Here is a 17,010-nt window from a genome sequence, read left to right as displayed (position 1 = left end):
GCGTTTTTGGAACGCACGATCCGAAAGAGCGGCCCATGGCCTCGACCAGCCACGCCCATTCCGCCGGCGGCGTCACGCCCGTCGCCTCGCTCGTCCATTGCACCAAGCGTTATCCCGGCGTCCTGGCGCTGGACGATGCGAGCTTCTCCGTCGAGCCGGGCGAAGTCCGAGCGCTCCTCGGCAAGAACGGGGCCGGAAAATCGACCCTGATCCGCATGCTGACCGGCGCGGAAACGCCGGACACCGGCGAAGTCTCCGTCGCCGGCGCGCCGCTCGGCCAGGCCGGATCGCTTCGCGCGGCCGAAGCCTTCGGGCGCGGCGTGCGCGTCGTCTATCAGGAACTCAGCCTCGTTCCCGGCATGTCGATCGCCGAGAACCTCTTTCTCGGCCGCTGGCCGACAAGCGGCGGCGTCGTGAACCACGCCCGCATGCGCGCCGAGGCCGAAGAGGCGCTTCGTCTTCTCGGCCTCGATCTTCCGGCCACGCGCCTCGTCGAGGGGCTGAGCCCGGCCGAGCGCCAGCTCGTCGAGATCGCCCGCGTGCTTCTGGGCAACCCGAAGCTCGTGATCCTCGACGAGCCGACGAGCTCGCTCGCCGCCGCCGAGGCCGACAAGGTCATCGAGGCGGTGCGCCGCGTCGCCGAGCGCGGCATCGGCGTGATCTATGTCAGCCACCGCATGAACGAGATCCGGCGCATCGCGCGATCGGCGACGATCATCCGCGACGGACGCATCATCGATACGGTCGCGCTCGCCGGCGCCGACACCCGCGAGATCGTGCGCCTGATGCTGGGCGCCGAGGCCGAGCGGGGCGCCGCGCTCGTGTCGGCGGTGCGCGATCCCGTCGTCCTCGAGGTCTCGGATCTGGCGCTGGCGCCCAAGCTCGCCTCGGTCTCCTTCCGGTTGCGCCAAGGCGAGGTGCTCGGCATCGCCGGCCTGCTGGGCGCCGGGCGCACCGAGCTTCTTCAGAGCGTCATGGGCGTGCGCCCGCCGAACGCGGGCCGGATCCAGGTCGACGGCGCCGACGTCGGTCGTCCGTCCTACCAGGACATGAAGCGCCGCGGCTTCGGCTACACGCCGGAGAACCGCAAGGACGAGGGCATCGTGCCGCTTCTCGGCGTCGACGAGAACACGCTCGCGACCGACTTCTCCGCCGTCAGCCGCGGCGGAATCCTGTCGGCCCGCCGCATGCGCGAGGCGACGAGAGCCGTGATCGAGCGGCTCCACGTCAAGGCGGCGCGCACCGATACGCCGATCGGCACGCTTTCGGGCGGCAACCAGCAGAAGGTCGTGATCGGCCGCTGGGTGCATGCCGACAGCCGCATCCTCCTTCTCGACGAGCCGACACGCGGCGTCGACGTGGAGGCCAAGGCCCAGATCTACGCCATCATCCGCCAGCTCGCGAGCGAGGGACGCAGCATCGTCTTCGTGTCCAGCGAGATCGAGGAACTCCCGCAGGTCTGCGACCGCGTCCTGGTGCTGCGCGACGGCGCGCTCCAGGAGGAGTTCACGTCCCCGAACATCGATCAGGACGCCCTCATGGCCGCCTGCATCGCCGCCCATTGAGGAAGAGACCGATGTCCCTCAACGACGCCGCCAAGACCGGCACCGCCAGGCCCAGCGAAAAGGGCCGCGGGTTCTCGCAGCACATGAACGAGCTCAGCCTCTTCGCCGCGATCCTCCTGCTCTATGTCGTGTTCGGATCGCTGGCGAACGGCTTCCTGTCGTTCAACAACCAGATCAACATCCTGCGCGACGCCGCCACGATCGGCATCGCGGCCTGGGCGGCGACGCTCATCATCATCGCGGGCGAGATCGACGTCAGCGTCGGGCCGATGGTCGCCTTCATCTCCGTCGTCCTCGCCTTCTTCCTGCAATGGGGCGTGCCGACGCTGCCGGCCTTCGCGCTGGCCATCGTGGTCGGCGCGGCGCTCGGCTCGATCCCCGGCATCCTGCGCGCCCATTTCGACGTGCCCTCCTTCGTCGGCACGCTCGGCATGTGGAGCGCGCTTCGCGGCACCGCGCTGTTCGTGACCGATGCGCTGCCGGTCTCGATCGGCCGCAATGACATCGTCGATGCGCTGGACCGCTCGATCCTCGGCGTGCCGCCGGCCGCCATCATCATGCTGGTGCTCTTCGCCGTCTTCGCCTTCGTCAGCCGCAAGACCGCCTTCGGGCGCTCCGTCTTCGCTATCGGCGGTAATCCGCAGGCGGCCTTCCTCAGCGGCATCAACGTCGCCCGCATCCGCGTCGCGCTCTTCGCCATCGCCGGCGCGATGGCCGCCATCTCGGGCATCCTCCTCCTGTCGCGGCTCGGCTCGGGCAACGCGACCGCCGCGAGCGGTCTCGAATTCGACGTGATCGCGGCGGTCGTCGTCGGCGGCACGGCCCTGTCGGGCGGGCGCGGCTCGATGCTCGGCACGCTTCTCGGCGTCCTCGTCATCACCCTGATCGGCAACGGGCTGGTGCTCCTCGGCATCAATCCCTTCTTCCAGCAGGTGGTGCGGGGCCTCATCATCGTCGTCGCGGTGCTCGCCAACATCCAGGCGATCAAGCGCAGCCGGGGCTGATCGATGACCACGCTCACCCTTCGCGCCGACGATCTGGACGTCGAACTCTCCACCCGGGGCGGCCTCGTCACCCGCCTCGCCTGGACCCTGGACGGCGCGACCGTGCCGCTCCTGCGCGAGGCGCCCGAGGGCGCCGACGCGCTCGCCTCCGCCTGCTATCCGCTCGTGCCCTTCGGCAACCGGGTTCGCGACAACCGCTTCCGGTTCGACGGAAGGACGCACGAGTTGACGCCCAATACCGACTGGGACCCGCACTATGTCCATGGCGAGGGTTGGCTGACGGAGTGGACCGTCCTCGACGAGACGCCGGCGAGCGCCGCCCTCGGCTTCAGCCATCCCGGCGGCGGCGGCACCCCTTACGTCTACGACGCCCGGCAGGACGTCGCGATCCGCGACGGCGCCCTCCACATGCGTCTTTCCGTGACGAACCGGGGCGGGGCGCCCATGCCCTTCGGGCTCGGCTGGCACCCGTATTTCCCGATGACGCCGGGCACGACCCTGCGCGCGGAGGCCCGGCGTTTCTGGACCGAGGTCGAGGGATGGATGCCGGGCGAGCCCGCGCCGATCCCGGGTGACCTCGACTTCTCGCAAGCCCGCCCCCTGCCGGAGCGCTGGGTCAACAACGGCTTCGAGGACTGGTCGGGAACGGCCGACATCCGCTGGCCCGAGCGCGGGGCCGGCGTGACGCTGGAAGCGGACCCGGTGTTCCGGCACGCCTTCGTCTTCGTTTCGGACCGGGACTTCGACCCGTCCTACCGGCGCGACTATTTCTGCTTCGAGCCGATGACGCATCTGGCGGACGGGCACAACATGGCCGATCTCGGCGGACTTCGCGTGCTCCGGTCCGGCGAGAGCCTGTCCGGGGGCATGACGCTTCGCCCCCGCCGCCTCTAGCGCCCCGCCGAGACCGACCCGTTCCCGCGAGGGGCGGGCCCCAGCCGATCCTTCAAGCGGCCTGTGCCGCGGAGACCTCCATGTCCGATCAGTCCCAGTTCGACTTCATCATCGTGGGCGGCGGCAGTGCCGCCTGCGTCGTGGCGGAACGCCTCGTGCGGGACGCGCGCGCGCGCGTCCTCCTGATCGAGCGCGGCCGCCGCCGCGCCAATCCGATCATGAGCTTTCCCGCCGGCTACATGAAGTTCCTGGCCAAGGACACCTACCTGTCGATGCACGCGACCGAGGCGCAGGCGCAGCTCGACGGACGCGGGCCGATCGTGCCGCAGGCCAAGGTCCTCGGCGGCGGCTCCACGGTCAACGCCATGGTCTACATGCGCGGGCAGGCCGCAGACTACGATCGATGGAACGAGGCGGTGACGGCGCCGGGCACGGCCGGCAACGGCGCCTGGTCCTATGGCGACATGCTGCCCTACTTCAAGCGCCAGGAGGACAACGACCATCTCGACGGGCCCTATCACGGCGTCGGCGGTCCGCTGAAGATCTCCCATCTCGGGCACACCAGCCCGATGACGCGCACCTATCTGAAGACGATGCAGGAACTCGGCCTGCCCTACAATCCGGACTTCAACGGGGCCGGGCAGTACGGCGTCGGCCTCATGCAGCATACGATCGACTGGGCGACCCGGCGCCGCTCCTCGGCGGTGGATGCCTTTCTTAAGCCCGTCCTCGACGATCCGCTGCTGACGGTGGAGACGGAGGCGACCGTGACGGGCCTTCGCTGGGAGGGCGGCCGCGTCACCGGCGTCGACTATCTGGCCGCGGGCGCGCGCCGCTCGGCGACGGCGGGGCGCGAGGTGCTTCTGGCGGCCGGCGCCTACCAGACGCCGAAGCTCCTGATGCTCGCCGGCATCGGCCCGGAGGACGAGCTCGCGCGGCACGGCATTGCCCTGCGCGTGCGCCTGCCCGGGGTCGGAGCGAACCTCCAGGATCATTACGAGGTGCCGGTCGTCGCGACCACCAAGGGTGCCTTCGGCTATTACGGCCAGGATCGCGGCCTTCCCATGCTCAAGGCCGGCCTCCAGTATCTCCTGTTCCGCTCCGGCCCCGTCTCGACCACCGGCGTCGAGACCTGCGCCTTCCTCGATCCCGAAGGCGGCGAGACGGACGCGCCGACCATCCAGATGTTCTGCGTGCCCACCGTCTATCTGGACCGCGACGTGCTCGGCACCGATCCCGGCCACGGCGTCACCATCAACTCGCTGCTCCTGCGCCCCAAGGCGCGCGGCCGCGTGACGCTGCGCTCGAACGACCCGCTCGCCGATCCGGTGGTGGATCTCGGCATCTTTAACCATCCCGATGATCTGAAGACCACCATGGCGGGCTTCCGTTTCGCCCGGAAGGTGCTCGACACGGCGCCGATGCGCGACCTGATCGAGCGGGAGATCTTCCCCGGTCCCGAGGTGACGAGCGACGAGGATCTCGCCCGGCACTGCAAGCGCACGGTCAAGACGGGCTACCATCCCGTCGGCACCTGCCGCATGGGACACGACGCGGACGAAGAGGCCGTTCTCGGCTCGGACCTGCGCGTTCGGGGTGTCGAGGGCTTGCGTGTGATCGACGCTTCGCTGATGCCCACCATCGTCAGCGGCAACACCAATGCCGCCGTCATGGCCGCCGCCGCCAAGGCGGCCGATCTGATCCTCGCACGCTGAAGGCCGGCCTCCCATGAAGATCACGAAACTGTCCACCTTCATCGTCCCGCCGCGCTGGCTGTTCTTGAAGATCGAAACGGACGAGGGCGTCACCGGCTGGGGCGAGCCCGTGGTCGAGGGGCGTGCGGCCACCGTCGAGGCCCTGGTCCACGAGCTGGCGGACTATCTCGTCGGCAAGGACCCGTTCCGCATCGAGGACCATTGGACGGTGCTGTATCGCGGCGGCTTCTATCGCGGCGGCGCCATCCACATGAGCGCGCTGTCCGGCATCGATCAGGCGCTCTGGGACATCAAGGGCAAGGCGCTCGGCCAGCCGGTCCACCAGCTGCTGGGCGGGCGCTGCCGGGACCGGATCCAGATCTATTCCTGGATCGGCGGCGACCGCCCGGCGGACGTGGCGGCCAGCGCGAAGCAGGCCGTCGCGAGCGGCTTCAAGGCGCTCAAGCTCAACGGCTGCGAGGAGCTCCAGATCGTCGGCGATCACGCTGCGATCGACCGGGCCGTGGAGGTGATCGCCACGGTGCGCGAAGCGGTCGGCCCCCATATCGGCATCGGGGCCGACTTCCATGGCCGCGTCCACAAACCCATGGCGAAGACGCTCGTGAAGGAACTCGAGCCCTACAAGCTGATGTTCATCGAGGAGCCCGTCCTTTCGGAACACCGGGAGGCGCTGCGCGAGATCGCCAACCACTGCTCCGTGCCGATCGCGCTGGGCGAGCGGCTGTATTCGCGCTGGGACTACAAGGGCGTCCTCCAGGACGGCGTCGTCGACATCATCCAGCCCGATGTCAGCCATGCCGGCGGCATCACCGAATGCCGCAAGATCGCGGCCATGGCCGAGGCCTTCGACGTGGCGCTGGCGCCCCATTGCCCGCTCGGCCCCATCGCGCTCGCCGCCTGCCTCCAGCTCGACGCTGTGAGCTACAACGCGTTCATCCAGGAGCAGAGCCTCGGCATCCATTACAACGAGGGCAGCGACCTTCTCGACTACGTCACCAACCGCGAGGCCTTCGCCTACCAGGACGGCTTCGTCGCGATTCCCGACGGGCCCGGCCTCGGCGTGGAGGTGAACGAGGCGCATGTCGTGGAGATGGCGAAGGTCGGCCATCGCTGGCGCAATCCCGTCTGGCGCCACGCCGACGGCTCCTTCGCGGAATGGTGAGCGCCATGGGCGGACGGCTTCAGAACAAACGCATCATGATCACCGGGGCCGCGCAGGGCATCGGCCTCGCCATCGCCGAGGCCTGCCACCGGGAGGGGGCAAGCCTTCTTCTCCTCGACCGCGACGGCGCGCTTCTCGGCACGGAAGCGGAGCGGCTCGCCGCAGCCGGCGCGACGCTCTTCCACACGGCTGTGGACATCACGGACGCAGCCGGCATCGCGCAGGCCGTCTCGGACGGCGCCGCCGCGATCGGGCCGATCAACGCCCTCGTCAACAATGCGGGCATCAACGTCTTTTCCGAACCGCTGGCGATGGACGACGCGGCGTGGGAGCGCTGCTTCGACGTGAACCTCAAGGGCGCCTGGACCTGCTGCCGCACCGTCCTGCCGGGCATGATCGAAGCCGGGGGAGGGGCGATCCTCAACATCGCCTCGACCCACGCCTTCACCATCATTCCCCACACCTTCCCCTATCCGCTCGCCAAGCACGCTCTCCTCGGCATGACCAAGGCTCTCGGCCTCGAATACGCGGCCAAGGGGGTGCGGGTGAACGCGCTCGCGCCCGGCTATGTCGCGACGCAGAAGGTCATCGACTACTGGAACTCCTTCCCGGACCCGGATGCCGCAAAGGCCGAAACCTTGGCGCTGCATCCCGGCCGCCGCATCGCGAGCCCGGAGGAGATCGCGCTCGCCGCCGTCTTCATGATTTCGGACGAGTGCCCGTTCATGAACGCCACCTGCCTGACGGTGGACGGCGGCCTCAGCGTCCAGCAGCACCCGGCCTGAGCGACCGGGTGATGCGCGGGTCGCCTGTCGTTCCGCTGGGCCGAGGTGCCACGAGCGTCCGGCTCGCCTCGAACGCGCGGTGGACGTGACGGTGCGACCCTCCGAGGCCGACGGGCCGTTCCGCGCGAAGACGGCGCTTCGAACCGCTCCGGCCTCCTGATCGGCGCGGCGCTTGGCCGCCACGCGGGATCGCGGCGCGTCACGCTGGCCGCCAGCGGAGCCGCCGCGAACCTCCAGGGCGCGGTGCTGGAGACGGCCGGCCCCGGCGTCCACCCCGTCGACGCGCAAGAGGCGACCCGGCGGGGATTTCTCCTGGCGGCCCGACACGCCGCAGCCCCCTTCCATTCGAGAGCAGACCCGACCATGAGCCCATCGTCCCCGTCCGCCCCCTGGCCGCAGTTCCAGCGCCCGCTGGTGGCCATCCTTCGCGGGATTCGCCCCGACGAGGTCGCCGCCGTCACCGACGCGCTGATCGAGGAAGGCTTCGAGGCGATCGAGATTCCGCTCAATTCGCCCGACCCGTTCGAGTCCATCCGCATCGCCGCCGGGCGTCACGGTCACGTGGCGCTCATCGGCGCCGGCACGGTGCTGGATGCCGGATCGGTCGATCGGTTGGCGGAGGTGGACGGCCGCCTCGTCATCAGCCCGAATGTCGATCCCGACGTCCTTCGTCGGGCGGCCGGATATGGAATGGTGACGATGCCCGGCGTCTTCACGCCGACCGAGGCCTTTCTCGCACTTCGAAACGGCGCTTCGGCGCTCAAGTTCTTTCCGGCCGGCGCGCTCGGGCCGTCGGGGATTGCGGCGATCCGGGCCGTGCTGCCTCGGGACACGGTGATCGGCGCGGTGGGCGGCGTCTCCGACGAGACCTTCGCGGCCTACGCCCAGGTCGGCGTCACCGCCTTCGGTCTCGGCTCCAGCCTCTACAAGCCCGGCGACGATGCCGAGGCGGTTCGCCGGAAGGCGCGGCGGGCCGTGGAAGCCTACGATCTCGCCGCAGGCTGACGGGCCGGGGCGTCAGCGTCGGCCGAGGGCGCGCGAGCGAAGATTGTCGAGCAGCACGGCGAAGAGAAGGATCAGGCCGCGCACGACATATTGGTAGAAGGCCTGGATGTTCAGGAGGTTCATGACGTTCTCGGCGATGCCGAGGATCAGGACGCCGACGATCACGCCGCTCATGGTCGCGCGCCCCCCCGCCAGCGACACGCCGCCCAGAACGCAGGCCGAGATGACGGAGAGTTCGAGCCCCGTCGCCGCGTTCGGCTGGCCGCTGGTGATGCGCGAGGCGAGAAGGATGCCCGCCACCGCGCAGACGAGGCCCTGAAGGGCGAAGATGCCGATCCGGCCCCAGTCGACGTCGACGCCCGCGAGGCGCGAGGCTTCCGGATTGCCGCCGATCGCGAGCGTGTTGCGCCCGAACACCGTGCGGTTGAGCACGAAGGCGAAGACCGCGAACAGGATCGCCATGATCCAGACCGGCGTCGGAACGCCGAGGAAGCGGCTCAGCGCCAGCGAATAGAAGGCGGGATCGTTGATGCCGACGGCGCGGCCGTCGGATGCGATCAGGGCGAGCCCGCGCACGATCTGCATCGTGGCGAGCGTGGTGATCAGCGCGTTGATGTGGAGCTTGGCGATGACGACGCCGTTGACGAGCCCCACCAGACCGCCGGCCAGAAGCGCCGCCAGGAGCCCGAGCGCGATCGAGCCCGTGTCGTTGGAGACCATCACGGCCACCATGCCGGAAAAGGCGACGATCGAGCCGACCGACAGGTCGAAATCGCGCGATGCGAGGCAGAACATCATGGTGCAGGCGACGATGCCGATGGTCACCACCGACTGAAGCAGTCCGAGGATGTTGCGTTCGGTCAGGAAGTTGGGAACCGTCAGCGAGACCAGCGCGAAGGCCAGCACGAAGAGAACGAGCAGACCCTGCTCGCCGAGGAGGATGCGTTTGATCGATGCGGTCATGACGGGTCAGCGGGTCTCGGCAAGGCGCGGCGTGGCGCGGTCGGGCAGGGCGGCGGCGAGAAGGGCGCTTTCGCTCAGCGCGCCGCGTTGGAACTCGGCGGCGATGCGCCGCTCGCACATGACGAGGACGCGGTCGCAGATGCCGATCACCTCGGGCAGTTCGCTGGAGACCACGACCACCGCGATGCCGCGCTCGGCGAGCGCATAGAGAATCTCGTAGATCTCGGATTTCGCGCCGACGTCGATGCCGCGCGTCGGTTCGTCGACGATCAGGATCTTGACGTCGGGCTCCGACAGCCAGCGGGCGAGGATGACCTTCTGCTGGTTGCCGCCCGACAGGTTCACGATGTCCTGGCGGCGCGACGGGGTGCGGATGCGCAGGGTCTCGATGAAGCGGTCGGCGGTCTCGGCCTCGCGGCCGGGGCGCACGATGCCGAAGGGGGAGTGGTGGCGGCGCGAGGAAATCGCGATGTTCTCGGCGACCGAACGGCCCTGCACGATGCCGTCCGCCTTGCGATCCTCCGGGCAGAGCACGAGCCCGGCCTGGATCGAGGCGCGGGGATCGGACAGGCGCAGCGGTTCGCCATCGATCTTCACCGTGCCGCCCGCCGCGCGGTCCGCGCCGTAGACGAGGCGCATCAGCTCGGAGCGGCCGGCGCCCACGAGGCCGAAGAAGCCGAGGATCTCCCCCGCGCGCGCCGTGAAACCTTGCCCGACCGGCAGCTTCTCGCCCGACAGGCTCTCCACGGACAGGCGCACATCGCCCTGAGCGCGGGGCCGCCAGCCCCAGATGTCGCTGATCTCGCGGCCCACCATCTCGGACACGAGACCCTGGCGCGTCACGCCCTCCATCGTGGGGTGGTGCGCGGCGAGCGCACCGTCGCGCAGCACCGTGCAGCCGTCGCAAAGGCGAAAGATTTCGTCCAGGCGATGCGAGACGTAGAGGATCACCTTGCCGGCGGCGCGCAGCCGTCCGATCAGGCGGAACAGGATTTCGCTCTCGCGCGAGGACAGGGACGAGGTCGGCTCGTCCAGCGCGATGACGCGCGCATCGATCATGACCGCCTTGGCGATCTCGACCATCTGCCGCTCGCCGATCGAGAGGCTGGAGACCTTCGCGGCGGGGTCGATCTCCACGCCGATCTCGGCCAGCGTGCGCGCGACCTCGTCGAACAGCTTGCGGAAATTCACGATACCGGCCCGCGACGGCGTGCGTCCGAGCCGCAGGTTCTCGGCGACCGAGAGATTGGGGACGAGCTGGAGTTCCTGATGGACCACCACCACGCCCGCGTCGAAGGCATCGCGCGCCCGCGTGAACCGCTGGTCCGCGCCGTCGATGCGGATCGAGCCTTCGTCGGCTCGCGTGTCGCCGGAGAGGATGCGGATCAGCGTGGATTTGCCCGCGCCGTTCTCGCCCATCAGTCCGTGGACATGGCCGGCGGGAACCGAGAAGCCGACGCCCTTCAAGGCGCGCACGCCCGGATAGGACTTCGTCAGTCCGTTGAATTCGAGTAACGCCATCGACCGGCCGCTCCAGATTGGACGGCGGCGCCCTCCGGGAGAGAGCGCCGCCCTTGAGATCGGCGGGGCCTTACTCGATGCCGAGATCCTTGCGCACGCTCTGGTAGTCGCCGCGCGTGGCGAGCTGGCCGCTCGTCAGGATCAGCTTTTCCGGCTCCTTGCCGTCGGCGATCCAGTCGTACATGTTGACGGCGGTCTCGTAGCCGTGGCGCTTGGGGCTGATGATGACGGTGCCGAAGAAGCCCGTCTCGCTCGGCTTCTTGAATTCGTTGATCGCCGAATCCGCGCCGCCGATGCCGACGCCGATCACGTTGGACGTCGGAATGCCGACGCTTTCCGTGGCGCGCACGGCGCCCAGAACCGCCTCATCGTTGAGGCCGACGGCGACCCAGTGCTGGACCTCGGGATGGGCGTTCAACACGGTCGTCGCGGCGTTCAGTGCCGCTTCCGTGTCGGTCTTGGCCTGCGGGGCGTTGAAGATGTTGGCGGCGGGCAGGCCGCTCTTCTCCAGAACCGAGGTGGCGCCCGCGACACGGTCCACCGCCGTGGGAAGCTGGTCGTAGGAAACCTTGATCGCGCCGACCTTCGAGATATCCCAGCCGCGCGCCTTGATCTCGTCGGCGATCGCCTGACCCACCGTCTCGCCGATCTTCGTGGCCGAGATGCCCATATGCGGGACATCCTCAAGGGGCTGGCCGGCATTGTCCACGAGGCGGTCGTCCACCGTCATGACCTTGAGGTCGTTGGCGGCGGCCTTGGCGACGATGCCGGGGCCGAGCTTCACGTCGGGCGTGCAGATGATGAAGCCCTGCGCGCCCTGCGCGCCGAGATTGTCGATCGCGGCCTGGACCTTCTCGCCGTCCTCGGCGCCGATCTCGACGAGGGTGAAACCCTTTTCCTTGGCGGCTTGCTGGGCGAACTTCCATTCGTCCTGGAACCAGGGCTCTTCCGGCTGCTTGACGACGAAGCCGATCTTGACGTCGGCCGCACTGGCCGCACCGACGGCGATCATCAGCGTCGCGCCTGCGAGCAGTGTCTGTTTCCAGAATTTCATTGGTGCCTCCCGGATCGTGAGCGCCTCGTTCTCCCACGGCGCCTGCCGATTGGTAGCGTTCATATGTCCGATGAGTCAATCGTAATGTCAGACATATCCCTGCCGTTGTCGGACGCGAGTAAATGAGGGAGAACGGAAGCATCCGAGACCGGAACGTTCCCGAATGCCGCTTGCGTCCACCCCGTCCCGTCCTGCCCGGAACCCGTCGAGACCTCGGGTCGGACGGGACTTCGTCGCAGCCCTCGCTCGCGCGATCGTGGAAGGGCGCTATGCGGAGGGCTCGACCCTCCCGCGCGAGCAGGACTTCTGCGCCGAGTTCTCGATCAGCCGCACGGTGGTGCGCGAAGCCCTGAAGACCTTGGAGTCGAAGGGCGTCGTCAGGTCGCGGGCGCGGGTCGGCACCTTGGTGCGCCCGCGCGCCGAATGGAACCTTCTCGACGCCGATCTTCTCGACTGGATGGGCGATGCGGTGGTGGACGCCGACCTTCTCGCCTCCGTGCTGGAGGCACGCCGCGCAGTCGAACCCTTCGCCGCCGAACTCGCGGCCAAACGCGCGAGCCTTGCCGACATCGCCGCCCTGCATGCCGCCTGGGAAACCATGCGGGACGCCGAACCAGGCGATGACGACGCCTTCACCGCCGCCGACGCCGAGTTCCACCGCATCCTGCTCGACGCCAGCGGAAATCTCGTCTTCATCCAGCTGTCCAGCGTGATCGACGCCGCGCTGACCCGCACGCTGGACCGGGCCAACCGTTCGGTCGAGTCCCATCTCCATACGGTCGAGGTCCACGGGCGACTGGTGGAGGCCCTGCGCATGCGCGACGCCGCGGCCGCGCGGGCCGCGTCCAACGAGATCCTGGACACGGCCGCACGCGATATCAGCGAGTTCGCTTGAACGGCGGCGGAGTGACTTGGACCTGTCCGAAGGGCTGTCCTTCGTCCGTCGCCCGCGCAACGCGCGGAGGGCCGCTGGAACTGGTGAAGGCCAAAGTCCCAACCGCTTGTTCGGCGTTCAGTAGCCGACAGTGAACCGCTGCCGGACGTGCCGGGGCATTTCGATCTCGTCGGCGAGCGCGACGGCGTAATCCTCGAACGAGATGCTGCTGCCCGCCTCGTTCGTCAGGAGCTCGTTCTGCCCGAGCCGAAACTGGCCCGTGCGCTCGCCCGGAACGAAGGCGGCAGATGGCGACAGGAAGGTCCAGTCGAGGTCCGTCTCCTGGCGCAGCTTGTCGAGAAAGACACCGCCCTTGGTGGCCTCTTCCTTGTACTGCGCCGGGAACTGCGGGGTTTCCACGAGCTTCACGCCCGGCGCGACCTCCAGGCTGCCGGCCCCGCCGACCACGAGATAGCGCTTCACGCCCGACGCCTTGGCCGCCCCGATCAACTGGTCGGGGTCGGAGGCGGTGAAGTGGACCGAGCTGACGATGGCGTCGTGCCCCTTGAGGGCGGAAACGAGAGCGTCGGTGTCGGCGATGTCGACGGCCAGCGGCGTCACGCCCGGCAGCCTGGCGATCCTGTCGGCGTTGCGGGCGATGGCCGTGACTTCGTGTCCGCGCGTGGAGAGTTCGGCGGCGATACGCGATCCGGCGTTGCCGGAGGCGCCGATGAGGGCGATCTTCATGAGAATGTCCTTTCGGGGTGTCGGGGTCAGTTCGAGCGGGCCTGCGCCCGGGCGGCGATCCGCTCGATGGCTTGGGTGACGGCATCGGCGCCGCCGTAGAGATCGGCGCCCTGGACCACCTCGCGATGGTCGCCGACGCCGACGAGAAGCTGCGGCACGCCCGAGCCCGGCAGGGCCCGCATGCGCGTCAGCGTTTCGCGCACGCGCCCGTCGGTCCGCTCGGCCAACTCGCCGTCCCGGACGAGCCGGTCGGCAAAGCTCGCCTCGTCCAGAGCATGGCCATGCGAGCGCGCCACGTGCGCGGCGACGCCTGCCACGATCTCCGCCTTGGCCGTGTCCTTGGCCTCGATGTAGCGAGCCGTCTGGAGCGCGTGCAGCAGGACGGGCTCCAGCCTCGTGTCGATCGCACCGAGCGCGACGATCGCCCGCGTGGGATAAGTCGAGTCGAACAGGGCCTGCGGGTCGCGCAGGACGCGGTCGCGGTAGTCGGCGGTGAACCGCTGCCCGGTGAGTTCGGCGATGCGCGTGTCGTTGCGCCAGGCGTGGTCCGCCATGCTCGACATGGGCCGCGTTCCATCGTTGGCGAACAAGCCGGACGGGCGCATCGCGAGCGCCTCTGGATAGGCGTCCGCCAGAGCCGCGAGAGCGGGCGCGCTCGCATAGCACCAGCCGCAGAATGGGTCGAAGAAGTAGTCGAGCTGGATCGTCTGATCGGCCTGCATGCGCCGTTTGCCCCCGTCCGTTCCTGGCCGTCGCGTAAGCGCTCGGCCGTCGTTCGAGCGAGTGATCGCACCGGACGCCGGAAGACAGAAGGCCGACAAGCTTTACAGATCGTATGCCATCGGCAAACAATGAGGGATGGTCGACCCCCGCATCCTCAGCCGCCTCGTCTATTTCACGGCCGTCGTCGAGACGCAGTCGTTCACGAAGGCGGCCGAGCGTCTCGGCATCACCAAGGCCGTCGTCAGCCAGCAGGTCGCCCGTCTCGAGGAGAACCTCGGAACCGCGCTGCTCGTGCGGACCACGCGCCGGGTGGAGCCGACGGAAGCGGGGCGCCTGCTGCACATCCGGGCCTCCGCGATGCTGCGCGAGGCCGGCGAGGCGGTGGAGGAGGCGGCACAAGGCAACCACCGCCCGCGAGGCACGCTGCGGATTCTGGCGCCCGCCGACTATGGCGCACTCCGGATCGTGCCCGTCATCGCCGACTTCCTGCGGCGCTATCCCGAGTGCCGAGCGGATTTGCGCCTGGGCGATCGCATCACCGACCTCTTCGAGGGCGAAATCGACCTGTCGATCCGCGTCGGCTGGCTCGTCGATTCCAGCCTGCACGCCCGTCGCCTCGGCACGTTCGAACAGGTCCTTGTCGCCGCGCCGTCACTCGTTGCCCGCTTGAAGGGCATTTCGTCGCCCGACCAGCTTGCGGATTTGCCCTTGATCGTGAACACGGCCTTGCCGCAAGCGACCGACTGGCACTTCACCGGGCCAGCGGGTGAGCAATTCCTTCTCGACGCACGGGCCGTCCTTTCGGTCGATACGGCACGCGGAGTCCATGCCGCCGTCTTGGCGGGGCTGGGGCTCGGCATCCTGCCGGACTTCATGGCGGCGGCAGACATCGAGCGGGGCAGGCTGATCCCGGTGCTGCCCGACTGGCGCCTGCCGGGCGGCGGCATCCACGCGGTCTATGCCTCGTCGCGATTGCGGCCGACCCGTGTGTCCGCCTTCGTCGACATGCTCGTCTCATCCATGAAGAGCGACCCGCCCCGACCCGCCGGGTAGGAGGCGAGCGAAGGCGGCAGCAAAGCTGCCTGACATAGCGGGGCTCTTGGCGAGATCGACGACGCCCTCCGGCGGGTCGGGGCTAGCAGCCCGAAGGGTCGGACGAGCGACGTCATCCGCAGTGTCGGCAAGATCGGCCAAGACGGCCAGTCTTGACCGACCTGCCTCCTCGCGGCCTGAGCCTGGCTCATCCGACACAAGACTTATCTATGGCCCATAACAGCCTCTAGGCCTTCGCGACCGCGCTCTTCGGAGGCCGGTCGAGCCCCTCCGGCATCCAGCGCGGCGCGGCCTCCGCCATCACCGGGGGCGAGATGGGCGCCGTGCCTGCCGGCGCCGTCAGCCCGGACTCGCCGAGGCGGTCGGCCACGACCTTGCAGCCCTGCGCCTGCCCCTGTCCGGCCGCGTCGACGACCGTGTCTCCGGCGACCGTCGACGAGACCGCGACGAAGCGCTTGCAGGGTCCGGCATGGGCACCCGTCGACAGCGCGAGCGTACCTTAAGCGAGGAAGCCCAAAGCCATCACCATCGTCGCCAGCCATGTCGCCCATGCACGCATGGTGCGGAACATAGGGATCGACAGCCCGGATGGCTACTGCCCGCCGGCAGCATGATCATGGTCGCGCGTTCGACGACCGGGGTCTTGCACATTAGAGTTTTCTAAATTAGATAACCCTCACACAAGGAGGCGTCATGGACGGTCTGCAGGAATTCGAGGCCAAGGCGAGCGAGGTCGCCGCGATCCTGAAGGCGGTCGCCAACGAGCGGCGCCTCATGCTTCTGTGCAAGCTCCTCGACATGGGCGAGGCCAATGTCGGCACACTCGCAGACGCCGTCGGCCTGTCCCAGTCGGCGCTCTCCCAGCACCTCACCGTCCTGCGCGAACAGGGCATCGTCGCCTATCGCCGCGAGAGCCAGACGCTCTGGTACCGGATCGCCGATCCGCGGATCGAGGCGCTCTTCGGGACGCTCCAGGGCCTGTTCTGCCCGCCGAAGGACGCGGCCGCCGCCGCGCCCGCCTCCCCGACCCCGACCGCCTGAGGAGCCGCTCCCATGGACCAGTTCACGCCCGTGTCCGCCCTCGGCGGCGGTCTCCTGATCGGCCTCGCCGCCGCGATCCTGCTCCTCGCGAACGGGCGCATCGCCGGCATCAGCGGCATCCTCGACGGGGCCCTCCAGCGCGGCGGGTCGGAAAGCGCCTGGCGCCTGGCCTTTCTGGTCGGGCTGCTGGCCGCCGTCCCCTCGATGGCGCTCGCCGGCTACCCCCTGCCGGCCGTGCGCGTCGACGCCACGCTTCCCGTCGTCGCGCTTGCCGGGGTCCTCGTCGGCTTCGGCACCCGCCTCGGCTCGGGCTGCACGAGCGGCCACGGCGTCTGCGGCATCGGGCGCGGATCGGGCCGTTCGATCGCCGCGACGCTCACCTTCCTGGCGAGTGCCGCCGTCACCGTCTTCGTCGTCCGCCACGTCATCGGAGCCTGATCCATGGCCCGCATCCTCCTCGCCCTCCTGTCCGGCCTCGTCTTCGGCGTCGGGCTCGTCGTCTCGCAGATGATCGTTCCCGAGAAGGTCCTCGGCTTCCTCGACCTCTACGGGACCTGGGACCCGAGCCTCGCCTTCGTCATGGGCGGCGCGATCCTCGTGTCCGCGCCGGCCTTCGCGCTTGCCCGGCGCATGGGACGCCCGCTGGCCGCCCCGCGCTTCGAGATCCCGACGCGCCGCGACATCGACGCACGGCTCCTTTCGGGCGCCGCGATCTTCGGCCTCGGCTGGGGGCTCGTCGGCCTGTGCCCGGGCCCGGCGCTCGCCGCGATCGCCCTGTCCGCGATGCCCGCGCTCGTCTTCGTCGCCGCGATGATGGCCGGCATGCTTCTGTTCCGCCTGACGCTGGAGCGGGGCGCGGCGCCCTCTTCGCCCGCGCCCCGCCGGGAGGCCGACGCGTGACCGC

General features: G+C 69.2%; 17 protein-coding genes. 12 read left to right on the top strand and 5 right to left on the bottom strand.

The genetic code is table 11. The features are described 5' to 3' along the window. Nucleotides 1-35 precede the first annotated feature (35 nt). From B146_RS0119495 to B146_RS0119465, 7 genes are all read left to right on the top strand, one after another. A complete protein-coding gene (locus B146_RS0119495) occupies nt 36-1,565 on the top strand; it encodes a sugar ABC transporter ATP-binding protein (RefSeq protein ID WP_019998161.1) in 1,530 nt (509 codons plus the stop codon). 11 nt (nt 1,566-1,576) lie between these two features. Continuing rightward, a complete protein-coding gene (locus B146_RS0119490; RefSeq protein WP_019998160.1) occupies nt 1,577-2,569 on the top strand; it encodes an ABC transporter permease in 993 nt (330 codons plus the stop codon). Between the two features lie 3 nt (nt 2,570-2,572). After that, a complete protein-coding gene (locus B146_RS0119485) occupies nt 2,573-3,463 on the top strand; it encodes an aldose 1-epimerase (RefSeq protein ID WP_019998159.1) in 891 nt (296 codons plus the stop codon). A gap of 80 nt (nt 3,464-3,543) precedes the next feature. Then, entirely contained in the window at nt 3,544-5,178 is a 1,635-nt protein-coding gene (locus B146_RS0119480; RefSeq protein WP_019998158.1) for a GMC family oxidoreductase, read from the top strand. Between the two features lie 13 nt (nt 5,179-5,191). After that, nucleotides 5,192-6,340 (top strand): galactonate dehydratase, encoded by a 1,149-nt coding sequence (gene dgoD / locus B146_RS0119475; RefSeq protein ID WP_019998157.1) that lies wholly within the window; start codon nt 5,192-5,194, stop codon nt 6,338-6,340. A 5-nt stretch (nt 6,341-6,345) separates the two neighbouring features. Beyond that, nucleotides 6,346-7,125, top strand: a complete 780-nt coding sequence (locus B146_RS0119470) for an SDR family oxidoreductase (protein WP_026358767.1) — start codon at nt 6,346-6,348, stop codon at nt 7,123-7,125. A 363-nt stretch (nt 7,126-7,488) separates the two neighbouring features. After that, nucleotides 7,489-8,130 carry a 2-dehydro-3-deoxy-6-phosphogalactonate aldolase gene (locus tag B146_RS0119465; RefSeq protein WP_019998155.1) on the top strand — a complete coding sequence of 214 codons (642 nt, stop codon included), beginning with the start codon at nt 7,489-7,491 and terminating at the stop codon, nt 8,128-8,130. Nucleotides 8,131-8,142: 12 nt separating this feature from the next. Here B146_RS0119465 and araH read toward each other — a convergent pair whose 3' ends face one another. The 3 genes from araH to B146_RS0119450 all read right to left on the bottom strand — a co-directional run bounded on the left by araH (nt 8,143) and on the right by B146_RS0119450 (nt 11,668). Beyond that, on the bottom strand, nt 8,143-9,093 hold the full coding sequence (araH, locus tag B146_RS0119460) for an L-arabinose ABC transporter permease AraH (RefSeq protein WP_019998154.1): 951 nt from the start codon (nt 9,091-9,093) through the stop codon (nt 8,143-8,145). Nucleotides 9,094-9,099: 6 nt separating this feature from the next. Beyond that, nucleotides 9,100-10,614 carry an L-arabinose ABC transporter ATP-binding protein AraG gene (gene araG, locus B146_RS0119455; protein WP_019998153.1) on the bottom strand — a complete coding sequence of 505 codons (1,515 nt, stop codon included), beginning with the start codon at nt 10,612-10,614 and terminating at the stop codon, nt 9,100-9,102. A 70-nt stretch (nt 10,615-10,684) separates the two neighbouring features. Beyond that, nucleotides 10,685-11,668: an arabinose ABC transporter substrate-binding protein gene (locus tag B146_RS0119450; RefSeq protein ID WP_019998152.1), complete on the bottom strand. Its 984-nt coding sequence runs from the start codon at nt 11,666-11,668 to the stop codon at nt 10,685-10,687. 163 nt (nt 11,669-11,831) lie between these two features. Here B146_RS0119450 and B146_RS0119445 point away from each other — a divergent pair, with 163 nt between their 5' ends. Beyond that, nucleotides 11,832-12,563 carry a FadR/GntR family transcriptional regulator gene (locus B146_RS0119445; protein WP_026358766.1) on the top strand — a complete coding sequence of 244 codons (732 nt, stop codon included), beginning with the start codon at nt 11,832-11,834 and terminating at the stop codon, nt 12,561-12,563. A gap of 117 nt (nt 12,564-12,680) precedes the next feature. On the opposite strand, the gene B146_RS0119440 is transcribed toward B146_RS0119445, so the two are convergent. Further along, a complete protein-coding gene (locus B146_RS0119440; protein WP_019998150.1) occupies nt 12,681-13,289 on the bottom strand; it encodes an NAD(P)-dependent oxidoreductase in 609 nt (202 codons plus the stop codon). A gap of 26 nt (nt 13,290-13,315) precedes the next feature. Continuing rightward, nucleotides 13,316-14,011 carry a hypothetical protein gene (locus tag B146_RS0119435; RefSeq protein ID WP_019998149.1) on the bottom strand — a complete coding sequence of 232 codons (696 nt, stop codon included), beginning with the start codon at nt 14,009-14,011 and terminating at the stop codon, nt 13,316-13,318. A 136-nt stretch (nt 14,012-14,147) separates the two neighbouring features. Here B146_RS0119435 and B146_RS0119430 point away from each other — a divergent pair, with 136 nt between their 5' ends. The 4 genes from B146_RS0119430 (at nt 14,148) to B146_RS0119410 (ending at nt 17,006) form a co-directional block, all read left to right on the top strand. After that, nucleotides 14,148-15,065 carry a LysR family transcriptional regulator gene (locus B146_RS0119430; RefSeq protein WP_019998148.1) on the top strand — a complete coding sequence of 306 codons (918 nt, stop codon included), beginning with the start codon at nt 14,148-14,150 and terminating at the stop codon, nt 15,063-15,065. A 693-nt stretch (nt 15,066-15,758) separates the two neighbouring features. Then, a complete protein-coding gene (locus B146_RS0119420) occupies nt 15,759-16,106 on the top strand; it encodes an ArsR/SmtB family transcription factor (protein ID WP_019998146.1) in 348 nt (115 codons plus the stop codon). 12 nt (nt 16,107-16,118) lie between these two features. Further along, a complete protein-coding gene (locus B146_RS0119415) occupies nt 16,119-16,544 on the top strand; it encodes a YeeE/YedE family protein (protein WP_019998145.1) in 426 nt (141 codons plus the stop codon). 3 nt (nt 16,545-16,547) lie between these two features. Further along, nucleotides 16,548-17,006 carry a YeeE/YedE family protein gene (locus B146_RS0119410; protein WP_019998144.1) on the top strand — a complete coding sequence of 153 codons (459 nt, stop codon included), beginning with the start codon at nt 16,548-16,550 and terminating at the stop codon, nt 17,004-17,006. Nucleotides 17,007-17,010 lie beyond the last annotated feature (4 nt).

The sequence above is a fragment of the Aureimonas ureilytica DSM 18598 = NBRC 106430 genome (assembly GCF_000382705.1).
GTDB lineage: Bacteria > Pseudomonadota > Alphaproteobacteria > Rhizobiales > Rhizobiaceae > Aureimonas > Aureimonas ureilytica.
This window is presented reverse-complemented; position numbering and strand designations above follow the sequence as displayed.